The organism is Spirillospora sp. NPDC047418 (genome assembly GCF_040643275.1).
In the GTDB taxonomy this organism is placed as follows: domain Bacteria; phylum Actinomycetota; class Actinomycetes; order Streptosporangiales; family Streptosporangiaceae; genus Spirillospora.
Window position 1 is genome coordinate 29,122 of the sequence record NZ_JBEYTW010000044.1, and the last position, 23,594, is coordinate 52,715.

At 71.6% G+C, this 23,594-nt stretch carries 18 protein-coding genes and 1 pseudogene; 9 read left to right on the forward strand and 10 right to left on the reverse strand.

The window, feature by feature from the left end; all coding sequences use genetic code 11:
* The first annotated feature begins 27 nt into the window (after positions 1-27).
* The 4 genes from ABZ806_RS25385 (at position 28) to ABZ806_RS25400 (ending at position 5,486) form a co-directional block, all read left to right on the forward strand.
* The gene (locus ABZ806_RS25385) at positions 28-1,308 is read left to right on the forward strand and encodes a flavin-dependent oxidoreductase (RefSeq protein WP_500219877.1); all 1,281 of its coding nucleotides are present in this window, start codon (positions 28-30) and stop codon (positions 1,306-1,308) included.
* A 186-nt stretch (positions 1,309-1,494) separates the two neighbouring features.
* Positions 1,495-2,868 carry a hypothetical protein gene (locus ABZ806_RS25390; RefSeq protein ID WP_500219878.1) on the forward strand — a complete coding sequence of 458 codons (1,374 nt, stop codon included), beginning with the start codon at positions 1,495-1,497 and terminating at the stop codon, positions 2,866-2,868.
* A gap of 422 nt (positions 2,869-3,290) precedes the next feature.
* Positions 3,291-4,340 carry an endo-1,4-beta-xylanase XynA gene (gene xynA, locus ABZ806_RS25395; protein WP_500219879.1) on the forward strand — a complete coding sequence of 350 codons (1,050 nt, stop codon included), beginning with the start codon at positions 3,291-3,293 and terminating at the stop codon, positions 4,338-4,340.
* A 168-nt stretch (positions 4,341-4,508) separates the two neighbouring features.
* The gene (locus ABZ806_RS25400) at positions 4,509-5,486 is read left to right on the forward strand and encodes a zinc-binding dehydrogenase (RefSeq protein ID WP_500219880.1); all 978 of its coding nucleotides are present in this window, start codon (positions 4,509-4,511) and stop codon (positions 5,484-5,486) included.
* Between the two features lie 96 nt (positions 5,487-5,582).
* Here the strand turns inward: ABZ806_RS25400 and ABZ806_RS25405 are convergent, their stop codons facing one another.
* A complete protein-coding gene (locus ABZ806_RS25405; protein ID WP_500219881.1) occupies positions 5,583-6,914 on the reverse strand; it encodes a cytochrome P450 in 1,332 nt (443 codons plus the stop codon).
* A 130-nt stretch (positions 6,915-7,044) separates the two neighbouring features.
* Here ABZ806_RS25405 and ABZ806_RS25410 point away from each other — a divergent pair, with 130 nt between their 5' ends.
* Both ABZ806_RS25410 and ABZ806_RS25415 read left to right on the forward strand, forming a co-directional pair.
* The gene (locus tag ABZ806_RS25410) at positions 7,045-7,836 is read left to right on the forward strand and encodes an SAM-dependent methyltransferase (protein ID WP_500219904.1); all 792 of its coding nucleotides are present in this window, start codon (positions 7,045-7,047) and stop codon (positions 7,834-7,836) included.
* Positions 7,837-8,005: 169 nt separating this feature from the next.
* Positions 8,006-8,770 (forward strand): DUF4232 domain-containing protein, encoded by a 765-nt coding sequence (locus tag ABZ806_RS25415; protein WP_500219882.1) that lies wholly within the window; start codon positions 8,006-8,008, stop codon positions 8,768-8,770.
* Here the strand turns inward: ABZ806_RS25415 and ABZ806_RS25420 are convergent.
* From ABZ806_RS25420 to ABZ806_RS25430, 3 genes are all read right to left on the reverse strand, one after another.
* Positions 8,739-10,199: a purple acid phosphatase family protein gene (locus ABZ806_RS25420; protein ID WP_500219905.1), complete on the reverse strand. Its 1,461-nt coding sequence runs from the start codon at positions 10,197-10,199 to the stop codon at positions 8,739-8,741. The two genes, ABZ806_RS25415 and ABZ806_RS25420, sit on opposite strands and share 32 nt — an antisense overlap.
* A gap of 130 nt (positions 10,200-10,329) precedes the next feature.
* A complete protein-coding gene (locus ABZ806_RS25425) occupies positions 10,330-11,040 on the reverse strand; it encodes a type 1 glutamine amidotransferase (protein WP_500219883.1) in 711 nt (236 codons plus the stop codon).
* Positions 11,030-12,280, reverse strand: coding sequence for a Mur ligase family protein (locus tag ABZ806_RS25430; protein WP_500219884.1), 1,251 nt, complete (start codon positions 12,278-12,280; stop codon positions 11,030-11,032). Before ABZ806_RS25430 ends, ABZ806_RS25425 begins: the two co-directional genes overlap by 11 nt.
* 366 nt (positions 12,281-12,646) lie before the next feature.
* Between ABZ806_RS25430 and ABZ806_RS25435 the strand changes: the two genes are divergently transcribed.
* Together ABZ806_RS25435 and ABZ806_RS25440 are read left to right on the forward strand one after the other, a co-directional pair.
* Complete coding sequence (locus ABZ806_RS25435; RefSeq protein ID WP_500219885.1) at positions 12,647-14,407, forward strand: hypothetical protein; 1,761 nt, start codon at positions 12,647-12,649, stop codon at positions 14,405-14,407.
* Positions 14,408-14,571: 164 nt separating this feature from the next.
* Positions 14,572-15,462: a hypothetical protein gene (locus tag ABZ806_RS25440; RefSeq protein ID WP_500219886.1), complete on the forward strand. Its 891-nt coding sequence runs from the start codon at positions 14,572-14,574 to the stop codon at positions 15,460-15,462.
* Between the two features lie 129 nt (positions 15,463-15,591).
* On the opposite strand, the gene ABZ806_RS25445 is transcribed toward ABZ806_RS25440, so the two are convergent.
* From ABZ806_RS25445 to ABZ806_RS25470, 6 genes are all read right to left on the reverse strand, one after another.
* Positions 15,592-15,951 (reverse strand): DUF5955 family protein, encoded by a 360-nt coding sequence (locus ABZ806_RS25445; protein ID WP_500219887.1) that lies wholly within the window; start codon positions 15,949-15,951, stop codon positions 15,592-15,594.
* Between the two features lie 16 nt (positions 15,952-15,967).
* Entirely contained in the window at positions 15,968-17,368 is a 1,401-nt protein-coding gene (locus tag ABZ806_RS25450) for an AbeC-like domain-containing protein (RefSeq protein WP_500219888.1), read from the reverse strand.
* Between the two features lie 114 nt (positions 17,369-17,482).
* On the reverse strand, positions 17,483-18,643 hold the full coding sequence (locus ABZ806_RS25455; RefSeq protein ID WP_500219889.1) for an RNA-guided endonuclease InsQ/TnpB family protein: 1,161 nt from the start codon (positions 18,641-18,643) through the stop codon (positions 17,483-17,485).
* A gap of 26 nt (positions 18,644-18,669) precedes the next feature.
* Positions 18,670-19,269, reverse strand: a complete 600-nt coding sequence (locus ABZ806_RS25460) for a hypothetical protein (RefSeq protein ID WP_500219890.1) — start codon at positions 19,267-19,269, stop codon at positions 18,670-18,672.
* A gap of 74 nt (positions 19,270-19,343) precedes the next feature.
* On the reverse strand, positions 19,344-22,301 hold the full coding sequence (locus tag ABZ806_RS25465) for an ATP-binding protein (RefSeq protein ID WP_500219891.1): 2,958 nt from the start codon (positions 22,299-22,301) through the stop codon (positions 19,344-19,346).
* Between the two features lie 226 nt (positions 22,302-22,527).
* On the reverse strand, positions 22,528-22,686 hold the full coding sequence (locus ABZ806_RS25470) for a hypothetical protein (protein ID WP_500219892.1): 159 nt from the start codon (positions 22,684-22,686) through the stop codon (positions 22,528-22,530).
* A 55-nt stretch (positions 22,687-22,741) separates the two neighbouring features.
* Here ABZ806_RS25470 and ABZ806_RS25475 point away from each other — a divergent pair.
* Positions 22,742-22,882, forward strand: a pseudogene (locus tag ABZ806_RS25475) (transposase); the annotation flags it as partial.
* Between the last annotated feature and the right edge of the window lie 712 nt (positions 22,883-23,594).

Below are 23,594 nucleotides of genomic sequence, written 5' to 3' on the forward strand. Positions count from 1 at the left end.
TGTCTCCGGCGGACGAGGGAACCGGCCATGAGAGTGATCATCGTGGGGGCTGGAATCGGCGGGCTCACAACGGCTCTGCGGTTGCACCATAAAGGGATCGACTGCGAGGTCCACGAGCAGGGCGAGCAGGTCGGAGAGCTTGGCGTCGGGGTCAACACGCTGCCGAACGCGGTCCGGGAACTGGCCGAGGTCGGCCTTCTCGAACGGCTGGAGAAGGTGGGGATACCGGCCCGCGAACTGATCTACACGCACCGGCGCGGGCAGGAGATCATGCGCAGGCCCTGCGGGAGGAGCGCCGGGTTCGATTATCCGCAGATCAGCATTCATCGCGGACGACTCCAGGGCGTCCTGCTGCGGGCGGTGCGCGAGCGGCTCGGTCCCGGCGCGGTGCGGACCGGGCACAGGCTGACCGGTTTCGAGCAGGACTCCGGCGGCGTCCGCGCGCATTTCTCCGACCGCGCGGGAACGGCATCGGCGCGGGTGCACGGCGATGTGCTGGTGGCCGCCGACGGGATCCATTCGACGGTGCGGTCCGTCCTCTTCCCGGCGGAGGGGCCACCGATCTGGAACGGCGTGATGATGTGGCGGGCAGCCGCCGACTGGCCGGAGTTCGGCACCGGCCGATCGGTGGTCATCGCCGGTGGCACCGACGCCAAACTGGTCGTCTACCCCATCGCTCCGGGCGGGCGCCCGGGCACCAGGCTCACCAACTGGGCGATCTGCCTGCGGACCGGCCGGCCCGGCGATCCGGCGCCGCAGCGCCAGGACTGGTCGCGCCGCGCCGACACGGCCGGCCTGGGCGGGCTCGCGGCCCGCTTCCACGTCCCGCTCCTCGACCACGCCGCGCTCGTCCGGGCCACGCGCGACTGCTTCGAGTTCCCGATGTGCGACCGCGACCCCCTCCCCTGCTGGACGCGGGGACGGGTCACGCTGCTGGGCGACGCCGCCCACCCGATGTATCCGATGGGTTCGAACGGCGCGGGCCAGGCGATCCTGGACGCCACCAGCCTCAGCGACCAGCTGGCACGGCACGCCGACCCGGCCGAGGCCCTGCTCGCCTACCAGGACGAGCGCCTGCCCGTCACCGGCGAGGTGGTGCTCCGCAACCGGGAGGGCGGGCCGGAGAACGTGATCGACGAGGTCGAGCGCCGCGCGCCGGACGGGTTCTCGCGCCTCGACGACGTCATGGATCCCGCCGAACTGGAGGCGATCGTCAGCGGCTACGCCCGGCTCTCCGGCGCGTCCAGGGAGCAGGTGAACCGCCCCGCCGCCGCCGTCCCGGAGGACGCCCCCGACCACCGAACCTGACTCCGGCGCGTCCGGCTTAAGGGCTTGGCCAGAAAGGGACAATTTGTTCTGGTGACAGCAGGGGTCCTGACCGTTCTGTGCGGCGTCTGAGAAACGGCGCCCCGCCGCCCGTCGCCGCCCTGCTCCGACGGCCGGCCCGAAGGCGCCGCCCTGCCCCGACCTGGACATATCTGCCTTGGAGGCGCCGTGGGACGACTGCTCGAACTTATCTTCACCGTGTCCTTTTTTGCACGCCGGATCGCTACCGTATGCGCCTTACTCGCCACAGCATGTGTGCTCTGCGGCATCGCGGGCGCCATCCCCGTCATGGTCGCTTTGATCCTGGCGGGAGCCCTTTCGCTCTGCGGCCTCCTCGTTGTTTCCACGGCGAGGCCGATGCGCCATCTGTACTACGACAAGTCGGTGATACGCGGCCTCCCCGGGCAGGTCGAGAAACTGGGCGAGGCACTGGAGCGGCATCCGTTCGACCCGCAGGCCGCCGGAGCGACGCCGGAGTTGCTGCGCCTCCACCACGAGGCTCGCGACGCCCACCGGCTCGCCGCCCAGACCTCCGCCAAGAAGCATGCGACGCGCGTCGAGCATGCGATCAACCGCGGCTACGACGCGCTGCGGGATCTCGAACTCCAGTGGCTCGGCGAACCCGTCACCGAAACCTGGCCTTCTACCGATTCGTCCAAGCCGATCTCCACCGTTCAGCGGCCTCTCGGCCCGCTCAAGGTGTTCCACGGCACGGGGAACAAGCTCATCCGCATCCCGGACGACCTGCCGAGGAGAACCGTCTTCGAGTTGGAGAACCGGGGGCCGGGCAAGACGGACCTGACCGTGCGGCAGCGGTTGATAGGACGTGACATGCCTACGGCGAACGTCCGCAACGACAAGGCCGCGCGGGGCCTGTTCGACCGCCGGCCGGCCATGAAGTACCGGTACATCCGGATCGTCTCGTCCACGGCATGGACCCTCTCGTTCATGGACCACACCGGCGTGGAGCAGTTCGAGACCAGGGCGGAGGGCGGCTCGGACGATGTCCTGCTCTACACGGGAGGTCCGGGAATCGCCAAGATCGTCGAAGGTTCCGACCGGTACCTGCGGGTGAGCGAATTGGACGGCGACCTCAAACCTCGGGTTCTGGGCCGCGGCGACCTGCCTATGTTCGCGCTGACGGGCCCGACCCTCCTGAAAATCCATTCGAGATTTCCGTGGTCTCTCGCCGTTCGGCGCGCCACGGACGGGCCGCTCCCGCTGAGAGGCTTCTCCACCGCCGTCGAAGGGGCCGGCTGCGAGGTCATCCGCTTCACGGGACGGACGTCCCTGGTCAGGCTGCGCACATCCGATGCCGTCGATTTCGAACTGCGCCTCCTGAGCCCGGACCTCGCGCAGCAGACGACCCTCATCAAGGGCCGGGCGTACGACGGGCGGATCGACGACCTCGATCTGCTGATCCTCCTGAAGGAGGGCAGCATCCTGCAGGTGCACACCGCAGACGGCAAGTGGCTCTTCCAGGCGGCCCCGGCTCCGAAACATGGCCCAGGGATGCAGAAAGTTTCGAAGTCGAGCACTTAGATCTTGATCCGCTACGACCCGCTTGCGGCGCAGTTCAAGGGCTCGAAGACTTGAGTGCGCCTTTGAACAGGCGAAATGTCGTCCAGAAAAGATCTGCCTTTTCGAAATCTTTCCGAAACCGTTGACAGGCCGATGAGCCCCGGCCAACACTGTCGCCATCGACGGACTCGACCACCCCCGATCACCCGTCGATCCGGGTCACCCGCCCGGCGGCCCGAACCTCCGGCCGTCCGCTCGTCCGGACGGCCGGACCCCGCCCTCCCCCGCCCGCTCCCGCCGACCGACCCCCCGCCATCCACCCCGCCGCGTTGTGCGACGCCGACGCCGCGGTGGCCGTCACCCCTGGCCGCCGACGGACGCGCCGGGTCGTACCGCGCTGCCCGGCCGCCCCCGCCAGCGCTCACGAGTGAGGAACCACCCCCATGCACAGCACCCCCCCGATCGACACCGCCGCCCGTCCCGAGGGCCGGAGACGCCGCAGGTCCAGGACGCTCTTCCGCACCAGGCCGTTCATCGGCGCCTGCGCGGTCGCGCTGGCGGCGGCCACGGCCGTCCTGCCGGGGACCGCCTACGCCGACACGACCATCTCCTCGAACCAGACCGGCAGCGACGGCGGCTACTACTACTCCTTCTGGTCGGACGGCGGCGGACAGTCCTCCATGACCCTGAAGGGCGGCGGCAGCTACAGCACCAACTGGAGCAACGTCGGCAACTTCGTCGCCGGCAAGGGGTGGAGCAACGGCGCGCGCAGGAACGTGAACTACTCGGGCAGCTTCAACCCGTCCGGCAACGCCTACCTCGCTCTCTACGGGTGGACGTCCAACCCGCTCGTCGAGTACTACATCGTCGACAACTGGGGCACCTACCGGCCCACCGGGACGTACAAGGGCACCGTGACCAGTGACGGCGGCACCTACGACATCTACGAGACCACCCGGACCAACGCGCCGTCCGTCGAGGGGACGAAGACCTTCCAGCAGTACTGGAGCGTCCGCCAGTCGAAGCGCACGGGCGGCACCATCACCACCGGCAACCACTTCGACGCCTGGGCGAGCAAGGGCATGAACCTCGGCAGCTTCAACTACTACATGATCCTCGCGACGGAGGGTTACCAGAGCAGCGGCAACTCCAACATCACGGTGGGCGGCTCCGGCGGCGGAGGCGGCGGCGGTGGCGGCGGCGGCGGTGGCGGCGGCGGCGGAACCGGAGGCTGCACCGCGACGCTGTCCGCAGGCCAGCAGTGGGGCGACCGATACAACCTCAACGTCGCGGTGTCCGGGTCCAGCAACTGGACCGTGACGATGAACGTCCCGTCCCCCGAGAAGATCAGCGCCACCTGGAACACCAGCGCCAGCTGGGACTCCAGCGGCCAGATCATGACCGCGCGGCCGAACGGCAGCGGCAACAACTTCGGCGTCACCATCATGGCCAACGGCACCTGGACGTGGCCGACGGTCTCCTGCAGCGCCTGACCCCGCCCCAGCACACGCACCCCGGCACACGCACCCTGCCCGCGGCGCGGCGGCCGGGGAGGCCGCCGCGCCGCGGCCGTTCCGGACCTTCCGGGGCCTTGACCTCAACCAATCTTCAGGTTGGACGCTGGTCGGGACGTTGGTTCGCGAGCGAGAAGGGTGCTGTGCATGCGTGCGATACAGGTGGTCTCGTTCGGTGGTCCGGAAGTGCTGTCTCCCGTTGAGGTACCCGACCCGGTGCCCGGTCCCGGCCAGGTGGTCGTGGGCATGGCCGTTGCGGACGTCATCTTCCTCGACACCCTGCTGCGCGGCGGCTGGGGCCAGGACTTCTTCCCCCGGACGCCGCCGTACGTGCCGGGCGGCGGGGGCGCCGGCGAGGTGGTGGAGGTCGGGGAGGGCGTGGACCCGGCATGGATCGGGCGGCGCGTCGTCGTCCGGACCGGCACTGGTTACGCCGAACGGGTCGTCGCCGGGGAGGGGGAGATCATGCCGGTGCCGGACGGCCTGGCCACCGAGGCCGCGGCGGCACTGGTGCACGACGGCGTGACCGCGCTCGGCTTCGACCGGCTGGGCCGGCCGGCGAAGGACGAATGGGTGCTGGTCACGGCGGCGGCGGGCGGGGCGGGGTCGCTGCTGGTGCAGCTGGCCGTGGACGCCGGAGCCCGGGTGGCGGCCGCCGCGTCCAGCGAAGGGAAACTGGCCCTGGCCCGCGAACTCGGCGCGGAGGCCACCGTCGACTACACGCGGCCCGACTGGATCGAGCGGGTGCGCGAGGCGACCGGTGGGGGGGCCGCGCTGGTCTATGACGGTGCGGGCGGCCCGCTCGGCACGGCCACCTTCGACGCCACGGCCGACGGCGGGCGGTTCGTCACGTACGGCACCGCCGACGGGTTCGCCGCCCCCGACCCAGAGGAGGCCGCGCGCCGCTCGATCCAGGTGTTCACCCCGCTGATGGACGGCCCGCCGGACCAGAAGACCGTGCGGGAGGTGCTCGGCCTCGTGCTGGACAGGGCCGCGGACGGACGGCTGCGGCCGGTGATCGGTGCCACGTACCCGCTGGAACGGGCCGCCGACGCACACCGATCACTGGCCGCACGCGCCACGGTGGGAAAGTCGCTGCTGCTGGTCGGCGGTCATTCGCGATGACGCGGGGAGGCGGTCCCTAATTCAGCGCGAATTGTTGACCGTTCAATTCTTGTGGGCTCCGCCGCGGCCTACTGGTTGATGATTCAAATTCCTCGGCTATCGCGGGGTGAGCGTCATCTTGATGTCGTCGGCGGCCCATAGGACGAAGCGCTCGACGGGCTCGATGGTCTGTCCGGGGACGAGGTCGAACCGGAACCGCTTCAGCAGGACGGCCAGGACCAGCTCGGCCTCGACCATCGCCAGCGCCGAGCCCTCGCAGCTGCGCGGGCCGAGCCCGAACGGGATGTAGGCGAGCCTCGGACGTCCCGCCGACGCCTCCGGCGTGAACCGGTCGGGGTCGAAGACGTGCGGGTCGGGCCAGTACTCGGGGTTCATGTGGACGGCCCAGAACGGGTAGAAGATCGTCGTCCCGGCGGGCACCTCGTACTCGCCGAGCACGAGGTCCTCGGTGGCCTCGCGGGCGCCGTACGGGCCCGGCGGGTAGAGGCGCATCGCCTCCTTGAGCGCTCGGTCCAGGTGGGCGAGTTCCTTCAGGTCGCCGTAGTCGGGGGCGGCGCGGTCGCCGAGGACCCGGTCGACCTCGCCGGCGACGCGTTCGGCCACGTCAGGGTGCGTGGCCAGCAGGTAGAGCGTCCAGGAGATGGCGACGCCGGTGGTGTGGTGGGCGGCCAGCATCGTCATCAGCACCGTGTCGCGGATCCGCGCCGGAGACTCGCCCGAGGCGGCCAGCGCGGCGATCAGATCGGCCCGGTCGTCGGCACGGTCGTCGGCAGGGTTTTCAGCGCGGTCGCGGTGCGCGGCCAGGACCTCGTCGACGGTCGCGCGCAGGTAGGCGAGGGCTTCCCGCGCCTCGGCGCCCGGCCCCTCGGCGCGCCCCATGTACTCGGTGAGGACGGTCTCGAACGCCGACACCACCCGTCCCGCCGATCCCTCCTCGTCCAGGCCGCTGCCGAGCGCGTAGTGGCAGATCATCCGCAGCGACAGCTCGCTCAGGTCCCGCTGGAGGACGACCGGGCCGGCGGTTTGCGCCCACCGGTCGGCCAGCTCGGCCGCCAGCGCGGTGAACTGCGCGAAGTGCGCCTCGTGCGAGGGGCGTCCGGCGAGGACCGACAGCATGACGCGGCGCCACGGGCCGTGCTCGTCCGCCGGGATCGTCTGCAGGTTGCCCGCCTCCTGCAGCGGCGCCAGGAACTCGAACAGCCTCTCCGGACGCTTGTCGATCTTCGCGGTGGCCTCCAGCAGGACGGGGTCGGCGACCGATACCGCGACGTCCGCGCCGGGCAGCGGGAATCGCACCACCGGTCCGTACTCGGCGTGCAGTTTCAGCTGGTAGTCGTGCAGCCCGCCGGCCGCGGCGATGGCCGCCGCGCCGTCATTTCCGGTGGCCGGTCCGGGGATCTGCGATGGGGTGCCGACGTCGCCTCGCATTTATCTCTCCCGCCGTCAGGATCGTCGATTCGGTTGTTCCGGAGTTGATCACAATGCTTACATGTTCTCGGATACTTCGCGATAAGACCGGGCAGAAAAGCGCCCGCAAAGACCGGCCGGGGAGAAGACACTGGACACCGTCGATCCGACGACGCCGAACGTCCCGCGGATGTACGACTACCTGCTCGGCGGCAAGGACAACTACGCCGCCGACCGGGAGGCCGTGGAGGAGGTCGTCCGGCACGCGCCCGACACGCCGTTCCTGGCGCGCGAGAACCGCGCCTTCCTGCGTCGCGCGGTGCGCTTCCTGGCCGAGTCGGGCGTCCGGCAGTTCATCGACATCGGCTCCGGCCTGCCCACCCAGGGCAACGTGCACGAGATCGCGCACGAGATCGACCCGTCCGCCCATGTCGTGTACGTGGACATCGAGCCGGTCGTGCTGGCCCACGGGCGGGCGCTGCTGGCCGGGACGCCCGAGGTGACCGTCATCCAGGGCGACGCCCGGCGCACCGATGACGTCCTGGACGACCCGGAACTGACCAAGCTCATCGACTTCGACCAGCCGGTCGCCGTGCTGATGCTGGCCGTCCTGCACTTCATCGGCGACAGGGACGACCCGCCCGGCATCGTGGCGCGGCTCCGCTCCGCCATGGCACCGGGCAGCTATCTCGCGGTGTCGCACGTGACCGCCGACTTCGACGCCGACAGCCGCGTCCGGGACGCCGGAGCCGTGTACCGGAAGGCCACCTACCAGATCACCCTGCGCAGCCGCGCGCAGATCACCCGGCTGTTCGACGGCTTCGACCTCGTGGAACCGGGCCTCACCACCCTGTCGATGTGGCGTCCCGATCCCGGCTCGTCCCTCCCTACCAGCGCCGACCGCCAGTGGTGCTACGCGGGCGTGGGCCGACTGACCGGCTAGGCCCGGACGGCGGTCGCGCAAGGACATGTGCCCTTGTGCGAACTCTGGGCCCCTCCCCCGGCATCTCACCAGACATACCACCACCAAGAGGACGGTGGGACGGGGTCGGACGGGGGCGTCCAGCAGGCCCCTCCCCTCCGTCGCCCGGTTCGACGGAGGAAGGGCGAGGATGAAGCAGGTTCGAATGTCGGGGATCGTCGGGGGAACCGCGACGGCCGCCATCGCCATCGCGCTCGCGGGGTGCGGCACCAGTTCGACCGCGAGTCCCACCGCGGCGGAGGCCACCGGTTCGCCGGCGGCCTCGGCCCCGGAGGCGGCCGGTCCGGGTACGCCGGGCGCGCCGGGACCGGGAACGCCCTCCAGCGGCGCTCCGAGCACCGGGGCGACCGGCGGCGGGCCGGGAACCGCGACGGGCGGCGGCGCCGGCCCGGGAACCGGAACGCCGTCAAGAACCGGGACGGAGACCGGTGAGCGGCCCGGCGGCGGGCTCGGCGGAGACGGCGCCGGGGCCCGGCAGCCCTGCGCCACCGGAACGCTCAGCGCGCGGCTCGCCAACAGGTACGCCGTCGAGACCAACCGCTACGTGACGCTCATCCTGACCAACACGTCCAGGACGGCCTGCACGGTCCGCGGCTGGTCCGCGCTCCAGCTGATCAACGGCGGCGGGGTCCTTCCCACCCGGGTCGTGCGGCACGGCACGCCGCAGACCGTCACGATCCCTGGCGGTGGCTACGCCTGGGAGCGGCTGTACTGGTCGTCGGAGCTCGCGGATGACGAGAGCGTCCCCTGCCAGCCGACTCCCACCATGCTGCGGGTGACGCCGCCGGACCAGACCCGCCGCCTCGTCACGTTCTGGAACCAGGGCCCGGTCTGCCGGCACGGCACGATCTCGCTCACCCCGCTCAAGGAGAGCCCGGCCCCGGTCGCCGGGTAGCGGCGGACAGCCCGGAGAAGTCCCGGGTCGTCACCGTGTTGCGGTCGGTGGGGCGGTTGCCCAGCGAGAGCTGGGGCCACTGGCCGGACAGTTCCTGGCGGCTGCGTTCGCTCCAGGCCCGCGCCTCGGCGCCGCGGGTCTTGTAGAAGTTGAGGGCGTAGCCGCCCGTGTGGACGCGCAGGAGCGTGAAGCCGCCCGGGTACTCCTTGACCGCGCCGACCTCCTGCTGGACGACCCGAGGAGCGAGCGGAAAGACCGAGCGCTGGTTGCGGTGCGTGTGGCCGGCGTGGTGGAGGAAGACTCCGGGGGCCCGGTTGTAGGCCGTGAGGATTCTCAGGGATTGGCCCGCGTCCAGGGAATGGGTCCCGGTGATGGCCAGGGGGTCGTTCTCGGTGAAGAGCGGGTGGTGTCCGAACACGATGGTGGGACGGTCCGGGTCCTTCTTCACTTCCGCTTCGAACCATGCCTGCTGGTCCGCGGAAAGGCCGCCGGAGTCGCCGCCGTCGCCCGGCTTGTCGTAGGTGTCGAGGCCGATGACGCGCAGGCCCTGCAGGTCATGCGAGAAGTACGTCCGGCCGGACGGGAAGAAGGCGTCCTGGAAGCAGTCGTTCCCCTGCCACGATCCTGGAGTGCAGGACGCGTAAGGCGCTCCCGCGTGGGCCCGGTCATGGTTGCCGCGTGCCACCAGATAGTCGGTGCCCAGCGTGCCGAAGGTGTCGAGGATGCTCTTCGCGTTCCGCAGGTCGGCGGGGGCAGCTTCGCTGGAGACGTCCCCGGCCGCCAGGAGATAGGACGCTCCCCGGCTACGGGCGTCCGCTATCAGGGCCTTCGCCATGACCTCGGGATAGGGCGCGTGGCCCGGCACCTGCTCGATGCCCTTGATCCACGGGAGCTGCCCGACGAGGCCCGCGACCGTCTCGCCGAGGTGGAGGTCGTTGCACAGGGCGACCGAGAAGAGGTGGCGGCCCGGCGGCGGCTGCGGGGTCGTGAACGCGAAAACGTCGCCGTCGGGGCGGCCCGCCGCCGAACCGAAGGCCAGCCAGGTCGGCGAGGCGGAACGTCCCGCCGAGCGCGCCTTGTAGTAGTACGTGCGGCCCGGTTCGAGGCCGGTCAGCTCGACGTAGTGGTACGGCGTGTCCGAAGGGCCGTGGGCCACGGACGTCAGGCGGGACGGGTCCGTCCCGTAGAGCACCTCGGCATCGGACGGCGCCGGCACCATCCGGCCGAGCCCGTCGTCCGTCCCCGGAACGCCCGTGTACCAGGTGAGGACCGCCGACGTCTCGGTGACGGTGACCAGTTCGAGGTTCACCGGCCGGACGGCGCCGGCCGCCCGCGCGGACGTGATCTCGGCGGCGGGCAGCAGGGACGCGCCCGCCGCGATCGCGCTCCAGCGGAGCAGGGCCCGGCGGCTCGGACGGCAGCAGATCATGATCGCCACGGTGTCACCGGCGGGATCATCCGAACAGACCCAAAGCAGCCGAAGATGCCCGGAAAGGGCGGAAAGGACGGCCACCGGAACCGCAGGGCCCCGGCGGCCGGCGGGTGTCAGCAGGCGGGTGTCAGCCGGCGACGGCGCGCAGGCGCTCCTCGCGGAGGCGGCCGGCCCAGGAGTCGTCCAGCGGCTGCAGCTCGGCGCCGACCGCCCAGGTGAGCAGCAGGTCGGCGAGGCCGGGGTTGCGGACCAGCGCGGGCCCGTGCATGTACGTGCCGAGGACGCGCCCGCTGTAGGCGCCCTCGAAGCCGTCGCCGTTGCCGACGCCGTGCACGACCTGCGCGAACGGGCGCGCGTTCGGCCCGAGCTGCGTGCGGCCCTGGTGGTTCTCGAAGCCGGTGATGCGGGGCACGTTCAGCTCGCCCGCCACATCGCCGACGATCTCGCCGACGGCGCGCTGCTCGCCGCGCCCCGACCGGATGTCCAGGAGGCCGAGCCCCGCGACGGGCTGCCCCTCCTCGCCGCCGAACTCGTGGCCGAGCAGCTGGTAGCCGGCGCAGACCGCGAAGACCACGGCCCCGGACTGGACCGCGCGGGCGAGGCCCCCGTCGCCGCGCAGGCGCTGCGCCGCGAGGATCTGCGGCCGGTCCTCGCCGCCGCCGAGCAGGTAGATGTCGCCGTCGGCGGGGACGGGCTCGTCCGACCGCAGGTTCACGGTCTCGGTCGGGATGCCGCGCAGCGCCGCGCGCCGCTCCAGGACGAGCGTGTTGCCCTGGTCGCCGTAGGTGCTGAGCAGGTCCGGGTAGATCCAGACGATCTTGATTCGGTCAGACGACACGGCCGTACCTCGTTCGGATGTTCTGGAAGGCGGTGTAGTTGGCGATCACGTCGAGGTGCCCCGGCGGGACGGCCATGACCGCCTGGTCGATGTCGTCCACGACGGTGAACGACACGTCGGCGGCCTCCAGCCGCGCGGCGAGGTCGATCCGGCGCTCGCCGCTGACCCACACCGGGCGCCCCCGCAGGATGCGGTAGTCGACGTCCCACAGCCAGGACGTGTCGCGGCCGTCCGGCCCCTGGGCGTTGATCGACAGGGCGACCGGGCCGGGCGCGGGCTGCAGGACGTCGAACGCCTCCAGCCAGCCGGCCGGGTTCTTCGACAGCAGCAGCCGGATCGAGCGGCCCTCGTGCTCGACCGTCGTGTAGCGGCCGGCCACGGAGGTGACCTGCGACAGCAGCGGCAGCGCCTGCTCGGGCGGGACGCCGAACTGGGCGACGACCGCCAGCGCGATCAGCGCGTTGGAGCGGTTCGCGCGGCCCGGCAGCGACAGCCCGGTGAGCGAGTACGCACGGCCGTCCGGGGCGGTGACCGTGTCGCCCTTCAGCGTCCAGTCGGGCCGGGGGCGGCGGAAGTGGCACTGGCGGCAGGCCCAGTCGCTGTCCTCGTCGGTGTCCTGCCGGTCGAGCGGGCCGCCGCACTCGGGGCAGCACCAGGAGTCCTCGCGCCAGTGCTGGCCGGCCGCGACCCACGTGACGCTCTTGGCGCTCGCGGCGCCCCAGGTGACGAGCGGGTCGTCGCAGTTGGCGATGACGTGGCTGGTCGGGGACGCCTCCAGCGCGCGACGCCACTTGCCGGCCAGCAGCCAGATCTCGGCGGCGCGGTCCATCTGGTCGCGGCTCAGGTTCATCAGCGCGACGATGTTCGCCCCGGTCTCCTTCAGGACCATCGGGACGTACTTCTCGTCGCACTCCAGCACGCCGTAGCGGGCGGACGGCGCGGACGCGAGGGCGGACACGTGCCCGGTCGGCATGTTCGCGCCGAACGCGTTCGTCGCGACCTCGCCGAGCGGCGTCATCGCCGACGTGATCAGCCGGGTCGTCGTCGTCTTGCCGTTGGTCGCGCTCACGAGGACGAGCTTGCGGTCCTTCGCGAGCCTGGTCAGCAGCTCGGGGTCGAGGCGGAGGCCGACGCGCCCGCCGATCACCGAGCCGTCCCCGCGGCCCGCCATTCGGGACATCTTGGCGGCCGTGCGGCCGAGCGCGACGGCCAGCTGCGAACGCAGCGGAAGATCGCTCATGCTCTCCGTCTTCTCTGGATGCGCCGGGAAACGCTCCGAGCCTAGCCGCTGGGCGCGGTCCTCCGGGCCGTTGCGGGGCGTACCGGCGGGTTCCGGGACGTCCCCGGGCCCGAGGGTGCAGGATGTGAGCATCATCACACGTGGGCGGGGTAAACCATCGTGCGCAATCTTGACCTGTGCCGACATGTCGTGATTCGGTGCGACCTCCGACTACGGTGTGCCAGATTTCCGTCCACGCATCCGAGAACGGCGACACCCACTACTTTTGTCGGAGGCCCCGCTGCTGGCGGGGCTGCGGTGCCCGTCCCTGCCGGCGGACCAGGACCGCGGGCGTGACGAAGCGGCGAATAAGGCGAGGTCTGAGCGATGCAGTGTCCTACGTGCGGCAACGACACGCCCGGGACGCTAGGCAAGTGTTCGCACTGCGCGGCGCCGATCGACGTGTACTCGGTCGGTCCCGCCGTCCCGCTGACCGCACCGGTCGCGGACGCCACCCCGGTCACCGGGACGCCGGCCGGCGGCGCCGACGCGCTCGGCGACCGGACGATGATGGTGCCGCCGCCCACGCCGTCCTGGGCCCCGAGCCCGCAGCCGCCCGCGATGCCGGACTTCGCGATGCAGGACTTCGCGACGCCGCCCCAGCCGCCGGGCCCGCAGTCCACCTCGCCGGAGCCGCCGGCGCAGCGGCAGCCGCTGCGGCTGTCGGCAGAGCCTCCGGAGCCGTCGGCGCCGCCGGAGCCGTCGGCGCCGCCGGTGCCGTCGGTGCCGACGCCCGCGGCCCCGCTGCCGTCCGTCGACCCCGAGGACACCGCGGCCTGGACGTTCAACCCGGACGAGGACTCGGGAGCCTACGGCGCCGTCGCGCAGGGTTCCCCCTGGGGAGGCGGGCAGCCGGCGCTGCCGTCGAGCGAGAAGCCCGCGCTGCCCGCGGCCGGCGGCGCCCTGTCCAACCCGTTCGGCCTCGCCGAGCAGGCCGAGCCTGCCGAGTCGATCGTCCCGGACTCGTGGTTCGCGCAGCCGCGCAGGCCGGAGGCCCCGGACGCGGACGCCACCCAGGTGTGGGGTCAGCAGGGCGGCGGTCAGCAGGGCGGCGGGATGGCGCCGCAGCAGCCCGCCCTCCCGTCGGCGATGCCGCCCGGGATGCCGCCCGCGCTCCCGTCCGGCATGCCGGACGCGGACGCGACGCAGTTCGCGCCCGGCCCGATGAACCAGGGCGGGATGAACCTCGGCGCGATGAACCAGGGCCCCATGAACTCGGGCGCCCAGGGGTTCGGCGGGAACTTCGACCAGACCCGCATGGACCCCGGTTCCCCGATGGGCGCCCCCATGGGCGGTCCGCCGATGGGCGCCCCCATGGGCGGTCCGCCGATGGGCGGCCCGATGGGGCAACCCGGCATGGGGCCCGGCATGGGGCAGCCCGGCATGGGGAACATGGGCGGCCCGATGGGGCAGGGCGACCCGATGTACGGCGGTTTCCCGCCGCAGCAGCGGCCGCCGGGCGGGAAGAGCGGCGGCGCGAGCAAGCCGCTCATCGCCGCCGTCGCCGCGCTCGTCACGGTCGCGGTCGGGTCCGTGGTGTTCGTCGTGTGGCCGTCCGGTGACGACTCGTCCGCGAGCACGAACCCGACGTCGACGCCGTCCAGCAAGCAGGTCGCGCAGAAGAACACGATCCCGCCGGAGACCAAGCAGCAGGCCCAGGTGCTCAACAAGGTCCTGGACGACAGCGTCGCCACCCGCCGGATCCTCGCCGGGGCGCTCGGCCGGGCCGGCAAGTGCAAGACGCTGCCGAAGGCGATCCAGGGCTTCCAGAAGGTCGCGCAGCACCGGCAGAACCAGCTGGCCCGCACCAAGGCCCTCAAGGTCGACAAGCTGGGGAACGGGGAGCGGCTGCGCGGCACCCTGTCGGAGGCCCTGTCGGCGTCGCTGGAGGTCGACATGGTGCTGCTGCGGTGGGCGCAGGCCAACCAGCGGGACTGCCACGGCAAGCCGAAGCCGAGCGCGGCGCACGTGCCCGGACGGGCGGCCCAGGAGCGGCGGGCGACGGCGGCGAAGAAGAAGTTCGTCGTCCTGTGGAACCCCGTCGCGAAGAAGACCGAGCAGCCGCAGCGCAGCTGGAAGCGGGTCTAGCCGCGGGACGAAAGGCCGGTTACGGCCGGGTCTCGACCGTGGACGAAGCGTCCCGATCCGGTGGTCGCGCGTTATCTTGTGACCGTTCGAATCCACGGGGGCAGGGGGTCGTCATGCGGTGTCCGAACTGCGGGACCGACACCATGGCGTCGTCGCCCACATGCATGCGGTGCAACGCGCCCCTGCCGCCGGACGGCGACGCGACGTCCCACGACCCGGCGACCCGCGACCGGGCGGCCGGCGACGCGACGGCCCACGACCCGGCGTCCCCGGCACGCGATCCGTTCGGGGAGATCCCCGTCCCGCGCGAGCCGCAGCCGCCGCCGTGGGCCGGGCAGAGCCCCACCCCGTGGCAGTCGCCGCCCGACTACACGACGCCCATGCCGCCGTCGGAGGAGCGGTCGATCCCGCTCTCCCCCGAGCCGTGGGCGGAACCGGCGATCTGGCAGCCGCCGGCGCCGCCGGGCAAGAGCCGGCTCCCGTACTTCCTGGGCGCGGCGGGCGTCGTCCTCCTCATCGGGGTGGCGCTCGGGATCGTGTTCTGGCCGAGCGGATCGTCCGGCCCCGATGACCCGCCCGCCGCGGCGGTGCAGCCGTCCACGCCGTCGAGCGGGGGCGCCGTGTCCGAGACCGGCGAGGCGGGGGCGACCGAGGGCACCGGCGACGCCGACGCGCAGGCCGGGTCCGTGGACGAGCTGCTGGACGGCATGGGCAGGACCCGCACCTCCCTCGGCACGGTCGTCGAGGAGGGCTGCACGACGAGCGGCGTGCAGCGCATCCTCGACGAGCGGCGCGGGCAGCTGGAGACGGCGCGGGAGCTGGAGGTCGGCGCGCTGAACAACGGCACCCAGATGAAGGACGCGCTCGTCCGCGCGCTGGAGGCGTCGATGGAGTCGAACCAGCGCTACCTGGACGTCGCGCCCGGCTGCCCGACCGACGACGAGGTCTCGGACGTCAACTCGCGCGCCAGCAACGCCAAGAGCGAGTTCATCGGCTACTGGACCCCGATCGCCGAGCAGGCCGGCCTCCCCGCCCGCACCGAAAGCGACATCTGACCCCGCCCGGCGGCGCGCCGACGGCTCAGCAGATCGACGGCCCGGCGCGTCGGCTGCCCGCCAGATCGACAGACCGGCAGGTCGACGACCCGGCAGACCGACTGCCCAGCGGGTCGACGGACCGGTGTGTCAGCCGCCGATGCCGATGGCGGTGCCCAGCGCGCCGACGGCCTCGGCCAGCACCGCGACGCCCGCGACGCGGCGGCCGAGCCGTCCGAGCGCGCCCTCCATGCGCTCGGCGTCGGGGTCGTCGGAACCGGCCTCCTCCTGGACGTCGGCGAGGTCGCGGCGCGCCCGTCCGGGCTCGTCGAGGTCGCCGGCATGCGCCTCCAGCAGCCGTGCCACGCGGGCGAGGGCCTCCACGACGTCCTGCCCCGGCCCGGCGGCGTTGATCTGCTGGTTCTGCGTCACGTGGTCGCCCGACGCGACCTGCCCCGACACGTTGGCGTTGCCGCCGATGATGACGCTCCGGTCGCCTGGCCGGCTCATGCCGCCTCCAACTGGGTCATGGGTCGATGCGGCGCGCGTTGTCCCGGCGGACGCCGCCCTGGCGTGGGCCGCCGCTCTGCCGCTGGTCGATGATCCCGCCGGCGGCGAGCTGCCCGCTGACGGTGCCACCGGTCATGATCACGCCCTGGTTCATGATGACGCCGGCCTGCGCCCGGTAGGCGGACACGTCGAGGCCGCACTCGTCGCCCAGGTAGTCGAGCAGCGCCTCGTTGACGCGCCACTCGATCAGCCGCGTGTACTTGTCGGCGTCCATCTCCTGGACGTAGGTGTCGAAGTCGTCGGCGGCGCACAGCTCCCGGACGCTGATCCGCGCGCCGTAGTCGTGCACCAGCCGCTGCGCGGAGGTCTGCGCTGCCGTCGCCGCGATCAGGCTGCGCAGCATCGCCCAGCAGTCCGCGGCGATCCGGACGCCGGGCAGCACCATCCCGCGCAGGATGCCGCGCCGCCCGTGCGCGACGGCGCGCAGCAACTGGGTTCCGGTGCTCCAGGCGGGGAGCAGGTCCACGACGCGGAACTCCCGCCGGACGGGCGGCAGGACGGTCGCCGCGAAATGCCCGTACAGCATCCGGCCCTCGACGGCGAGGTAGACGAAGGCGGTCAGGGAGATGTCCTGCTCCTCGGCGGGCGCGACGATGCGCCCGTCCCGTCCGATGACCGCCTGCCCGTGGGCGCCGACGGTGATGCGCTGGAAGCAGCGGATGTGCGACTGCGGGTGCCGGATGAGCGCCTCGGCGGCGTCCGGCGTCGCCATGGAGAACGGGCATCCGGTCGCCGGGTCGATCAGCGGGTGCGGCGGCATCGTGATGGAGTTCGCCGGGTCGACGGGACGGGTCCGCCGGACGCTCTCCCCGCGTCCGGCGATGTGCATGCCGGTGAGGAGGGCGGTGATCCGCTCGTTCGGCGGCAGCGGGTCGGCGGCGGGCTCGCCGGGCGGCCGCTCGTCCCGCATGGCGTGCAGCCGGTCCCGCACCCGCAGATGCATGACCATCGGGTCGACGCGGGACGGCGGCGCGGCGGCCTCCCCGTCCTTGCCGAGATCGACGGGCCCGCCGGCGGGACGGTCCAGTTCCAGGACGATCGACCAGGCGCGCGCCCACGGCGAGTCGAGGTCCCCGGCGCCGATGAACGGGTTCGTCCCCGAGTGCAGCGTCACGTTGCCGTGCTGCGCGGCCCGGACGCGGGCCAGGACCCGCGACGCCCGCTCGCTGAACGTTCGCGGGCCCGGGCCGGTGGCGCCGGGGGCGAGGTCGCGCGCGAGGACGCCGTAGACGGCGGCCACGTGCACGATGACCGTCAGGCCGAGCGCCAGGGTGAGGAGGATCAGGCTGGGGACGGCCAGGTCCGTCTGGAAGATCTCCAGGACGTCCTTGCTCTGTTCTCGGTCGTAACCGGTCAACTACTCGGCCCTGAGGGGACCGAGCTTGCTCGTTCGGTCCTTGGGGGCTTTGTTTACGCTCCCGACTGCCCGTTACGGCGGGGCGGTCACGGGTCGCATCCACCCGCTCCCGGGCTATCCGGGGGCGGGTTGGGGCATGTTGACGAATACCCACGCCGAGCGTGCGCGGTCGCGTACGTTGACCCCGGCGACGACGTCGGCGGGCCCAGCGAGGCCGCACCGGCGACATGTGAAGTGGTCCCGTGAGGGACGGTTGTTCCTGGCGGTGTGGCCGCAGCGCGGGCAGCGTTGCGAGGTGTAGGCCGCATCCACCTCGATGTAGGGCACGCCGTGGCGGCGTGCCTTGTAGGCGATGAACTGCCCGAGTTGGTGGAAGGGCCAGGACGACAGGCGTGCCCGCTGGTCGCGTGGAACCGTGACCCGTCCGCGGATCCCACTCAAGTCCTCGAGCGCGATGCCGCGTCCGGTGCGTGCCGCGACGGCGACGACCTGCTTGGAAATCGTGTGGTTGACATGCGTGGCGTGCCGCGCCTCGCGGCGGGCCCGCTTCTTCAGCAATCTGGCCGCCGCGCGTGTGCGGGTGGCTTGGAGTTCGGCGCGTTTGCGGGCCTGCCACCGCCGGTACCGGCCCAGCCGACGCCCTTGGTGGTTGTCGCCGTCGGAGGTGGTGGCCAGGTTGACGATGCCGCGGTCCACTCCCACCCAGTCGGCCGGCTCGAACGGCTCGGGTTCGGGGACGTCGCAGGTGGCCAGCAGGAACCACATGCCGTCCCGGTGGACGAGATCGGATTCTCCTTTCCGGTGCGCGGCCAGTCCCTTGGCCTGGTCGGGGGAACAGGTGAACCGCAGGTTCCTGCACCGCCCGGCGACCGTCCAGATGCTGACGGTGCCCGCGTCCAGTTGCCATGACAGGCACCGGTCGTCGTAGGTGTGCGCGGCGTCGGGGCGGAAGGCGATGGGTTTTGCTTCGGCTTTGCGGCGCCGCCGGGACTGCGGGCCGCCGAGGCGGCCGTTGCGGATGGTCCCGCGCAGGGCGGTGTAGGCGTCCACGACCCGCTTGATCACGTGCTGGGCGGCCTGAGCGCCGAGCCCGCCGGCTTTGAGATCGCCGTAGCACAGCCTCCGCAAGGGCAGTTCACGGCAGCGCAGCCCGAACTCTGCGAAGGCCGCGGCCGAGACCTGGTCGGCGGCGGTGTTGACCCGGTACAGGGTGTCGGTCAGCGCCGCCGCCTGCTCGGACGTCGGCAGCAGCTTCACCTGCACCACCAATTTCACAATCCGTGACTGTATCATTACAGACTCTAGGTTGTCTTGAGGGCGGAACCCGCCGGCGCCGGGGCGCCGCGGACGAGAGAAGCGATTCCTCCCGGCCCTGAAGGACCGGGGTTCCCCGCTAGAAGCCCGCTGAAGCCGGAGTCCTCGACCGACCGCTCGCCCAGGAGCGCGACCGCCACGCCGAAGACCACCCACGAGAGCACGACGAAGGCGCCCCACCCGGCGATCAGTCGCCATCCCCAGCTGAGCCGCCGCCACGGCATCGCGGTCAGGCCGAGGAGGACCAGCAGGACGGCGAAGTACCCGACGGCGAGGAACTGCAGGAAGATCAGCGCGCCGAACCAGATCCCGCCGAGGACCGCGTCGCGGACGAGCCGGTAGCGGCGCGCCCGCAGCGCGTGCAGGATCACCGGCTCGACGTCGAACCCGTAGGACGGGACGACGGCGCGGTTCTCGTCGTCGAGGAACTCGGAGATGACCCGCTCGCAGATCCCGCGGTCGAGGTAGACGGCGGCGCACAGGTACCGAGTGGTGTTCTGCAGCGGCTGGTGCGATGCCTCCGCGGTCGGCTGAGCGTGGTGGAAGTACGGCGCGGCGGGGGCGGCGGTCGCCTTCTCCACGGTCATGCCGACGAAATTATCCGGCTCATCTCGCGGATGCGCGAAAAAGCGTCACACCGTGGCCACGTGGCCGCACTTGGTCACGGACCGTCGGGACCGCCCGGGTCGCGGGGCTGGCCGAGGAAGGGCAGGCCCTTGGACGGGTCCTCGAAGGGGTCCACGAAGCGTTCGAACCAGCTGAGGACGGGTTCGAGCCATTCGGTGACCCGCATCGTCTCGGCGACGTGGTCGATCTGCTCGTCCTCCTCGAAGCCCAGCGCGACGACGGTGAGGTCCTGGTAGAAGCCGGTCTGGTCGTCGTCGCCGTAGAGGGCGGTGAGGGCGAGGGGCCGGTTGCGGGCCAGCTCCATCGACAGCGGGTGGCGGCGCAGGGCGCGGAGACGGTGGCCGAGCTTGGCGTCCGAGGGCAGCTTGAGGCCCGGCAGCGGGTAGTCGAGCGGCGGCGCGAGGGTGTGCTTGTCGGGGACGCCGGCGCCGTAGGGGAACAGGCGGTCGAGCTCGTGCAGCCACTTGACCTGCGGAATCATCCACTGCGGGCCGGGCGCGGTACCGGCCGCCGCACCGCCGAGGAGGCGCCCGGCGACCTCGGCGACGGCGGCCGTCAGATCTGCGGGCGGATACGCGGCCCGCAGCGCCCTGGACCGCCGCGACACGGCCCGTTCGAGGACGGTCGCCAGCGCGCACTCGCGGAGCCGCGGCGCCAGCCGGGACCAGGCGCGCCCCAACTCAGCCGGGACGGCGGGCAGCGGCCGGTTCACGACATGCGCCAGGACGAGCGTGTCGGCCCACATCCGCAGCCACGCCCAGTCGGGGCCGCCGGCGATGAGGTCGGCCTCGCGCAGCTCGAACAGGGTGCAGGCGCGTCCCGAACGGCATTCGCAACCGCACGCGGCGGAGCGGCGTCCGTCGACCGGGGGCGGCGGGCCCGGCAGCTCCTCCTCGCGCCCTTCGCCCAGCGGGACGCGAACCCGCAACGGGCGGTCCATGCCGTCCGCGAACACGGCCGCGACCCCGGGACGCAGCGACACCACCTCGCGGGACTGGTCGCCGTCCAGGTTCATGGCCGCGCCCACCACGTGCCGGTCGTCATAGGCGGGCAGCCGGTGGACGACCTTCAGCGCGGTGTTCTTGATGACGTCCGGAACGAGCTTCGTCGGGATCTGCTCGGCGACGACGATGCCTTCCCCATAGGCGCGGATCTCGGCGAGCATCCCGGCGAACAGCTCGACCGCATGCGAACTGCCGCGCTCGGGCCCGCGGTTGCGGAGCAGCCGGTGCGCCTCCTCGATGACGATGACGTGCCGCAGCACCGACCCGGTCGCTCGATCCCGATTCCGTTCCCGCATGCGCAGGTGCTCGACGATGCGGATGATGAGCGTCCCCATGAGGAACGCCTTGTCCTCGTCGTTCGCGACGTCCTCAATGGCGAGGACGATGTTGTCGCGAAGCATCCCGCCGATATCGGCTGGATGCCCACCCTCGAAGAACCGTCCCGCCGACCCGATACGCAGGGACCGCAACCGCACATCGACGAACCCCTGCACGTCGGCCATCAGTTCGCGCCCGTACCCGACGTCCTGGATGACCTGAAGCGCAGCGTTCTGCAACTGCTCAAGCGTAGGCACGGCAGGCTCGATAAGGGAGCCCGGCACACCCCCACCCGTAACCACATCCCATCCGTTGTTCTCGTAGACCCTCTGCAGCGCCTGGGCCATGATCTGCGGGAACGGCTCCTCCGCATCGAACGCGGCCTGGAACAGCGCCCGCACCATGTCGATATGCGCCTGCACCGGATACCCCGGTTCCGGCGCCAGCGGATTGACCGACAACGGCACCGAGTCAGGATCGGACGGATTGACCACCGTCACCGGCCCGCCCAGATCCTGAATGCGCCCCGCCATCGCCGCGTACTCCGACTTCGCGGGCTCGATCGCCAGCCACGGGATACCCGCCCGCGTCAACTGCTCCAACAAATGCCGTACGGTCTGCGACTTACCGGCCCCCGTAGCCCCCGTCACGAACACATGCCGGTTGATGGTGGACCGAGGAACGGTGAACCTTCCGACCTCCCGGTCCTGCCCGTCCAGGATGGCACCGAGTTCGATCTGCGGCTCCCCGAACTGCGGCGTCGTCTCGGACGTGACGTCGAAGTACCCGGCCTCCAGCACCCGCAGCCCCGGCACCTCACGGCGCGGCAGCCCGGCCAGTGCCGCCAGCGCCCCCGCCGTCGCAACGAACGGGAACCGCTGCTCCGACTCGCCCATCGGCCGAACCGGCACGGGCGCCGTCCCCGGGCTGAGCATCTCGCTGAACGCCCCGCTCCCCTGCCCCGACCGCAGCCGGTATGGATGATGCCCAAGCTCCATCGAGCCGACCAACACCGGCGCGATCTGCCCCAGTTCCTCCTGCGACGCCGCACCCGCGACGACCCGCACCTGCCACAGCCCGGCCTCGCGAAACGCGTCCAGCTCCGCAAGCCGCTGATCGGCCCGCGCGACGGCGAGCCGCGCGTGCTCGTCCTCCCCCCGCCGCAGCATCCGCAACTCGTGCTGCAGCTCCCGCACCTCGTCGTCGATCATCCGCTCGTCGCAGGGGTCGGCGACGACGAACCACCCGAACGGCCGCTCCATCAACGTGGCGAGCGTGGCCTCGAACAGCCCCGGCCCGCCCCCGGCCCCCTGCGGCGCGAGCCGCCCCGGACACCGCGTCCAGGCCATCCGTTCCGCCTGCCGCAGCCACCCGTCCCCGATCGGCACCCCGCGCCCACCACTCGGGAACAGCAGCCCATGCGTCTCGACACCATCGACCGGCGTCCCGATGGGCCCGGCATTGGTAATGAGCTCCAGCGGCGCCCCGGCCCCCGCCGACAACCACCCCACAACGAACGGCCGCCGCAACCGCGCCGCCGACAAGGCCGCAGGCAGCACACTCACAAAGTCCCACTCGGCCGAAGCGTCCCGCTGCGGCGCCGGGATGGCCTGGATCCGATACCAGGGCCCCGGCAGCACGAACGGCTGCTGCTCAGGGGCGGCCCGCATCCCAGGCGGCGGCCCACCCGGCGGAACCCCCGTCCCCCCTCGATACGGCGGCACCGGCGGCAATCCAGACGAAGTCACCCCCGCATCCTGACGCGCCCCCACCCTCCGCGCCAACGCACCGCAAGGAAGGGGCCGAAGGATCGACCCCGTATCAGCCCCGGCTTCAGACCTGAACGCCGCGCGCGGCAAGGGACAGGGGCACCCCGGCCGCGCGGCGGCTTGAGGACTATCGGCGGCCTCGGGCCTTGAAGACCGCCTCGATGAGAGCTTCCGGGTCAGGGACGTTGACGATCTTCCATTGCGTCCCGCCGGGAATGACCGCCCACCATTCCCGGGTGTAGGCGCCCCACCAGCAGATGACTCCGGAGCGGTCCTGAGGTGCCACGGAGCTTCCGGACAGCTCCCCAACTAGAGTTGGGGGGAACCGGAGAGCAAGGCAGTTGGCAAGACAGAGGCGGCATTTCACTCAGGAGCACAAGGACGAGATCGTCCGCATGGTCCTGGACGGTCCGCGCCCCATCACCCATGTGGCCCGTGAGGTCGGGATCCACGACGCCACCTTGGGCAATTGGGTCAAGGAGTACCACAGAACGCACGGCGGTGACTCGTCCGCGCCGCCACCGTGTCCGCCGACACCCGCCAGCCCTCTTCCCGCAGGCCCTCGCGATCCGCGGGACCCCGTAGGTGCCGTCGGAGTCCCTCGAAGGACCGGCGGATCGCGGTATCCGGCTCGGTCCGCCGCCGCTGCCGCTCACGATCGCAGGGGAGGCACACCTAGAGGTTCATGCCGTGGTGGCGGTGTTCACCCGAGAGCAGGTCGCCGGTCGGCGGCGAACCGGTCGATCGAGACCAGGGTGCCGTCCTGGACCAGGTACGGCGGTCCGACCTCCACCTCGTCGTGGCCCGCTCCACAATGCCCGTTCTGACGCGCTGCACAGTGACGTCTGCACACGCCTGCATCATTCAAACCAAGGCTCTATCTGCTCCCAATCAGTGGGATCACCAGAACCCGTATATGGTTCGACTATCTGCACAAGATTGCCGTCCGGTGGCGCGAGGATCTGGTCCATTTCTACATCTGGCATCCCGAGACTCCTCTCACGCCCGATCCGGTCGTTACGATTCCAGAAGGAGTCACATTCCTCGCAGACCCATACCGCTCTCCGGGTTCGCCGGACTCTATAATGTCGCACCCATCCCACACGACATCTGCCGCACAAGTACTGTTCGGCCATGCACAACTCCCCACCGGACCGGGTGTCCGGTGTGAAGTCTACTACTTCCCTCCTCAAC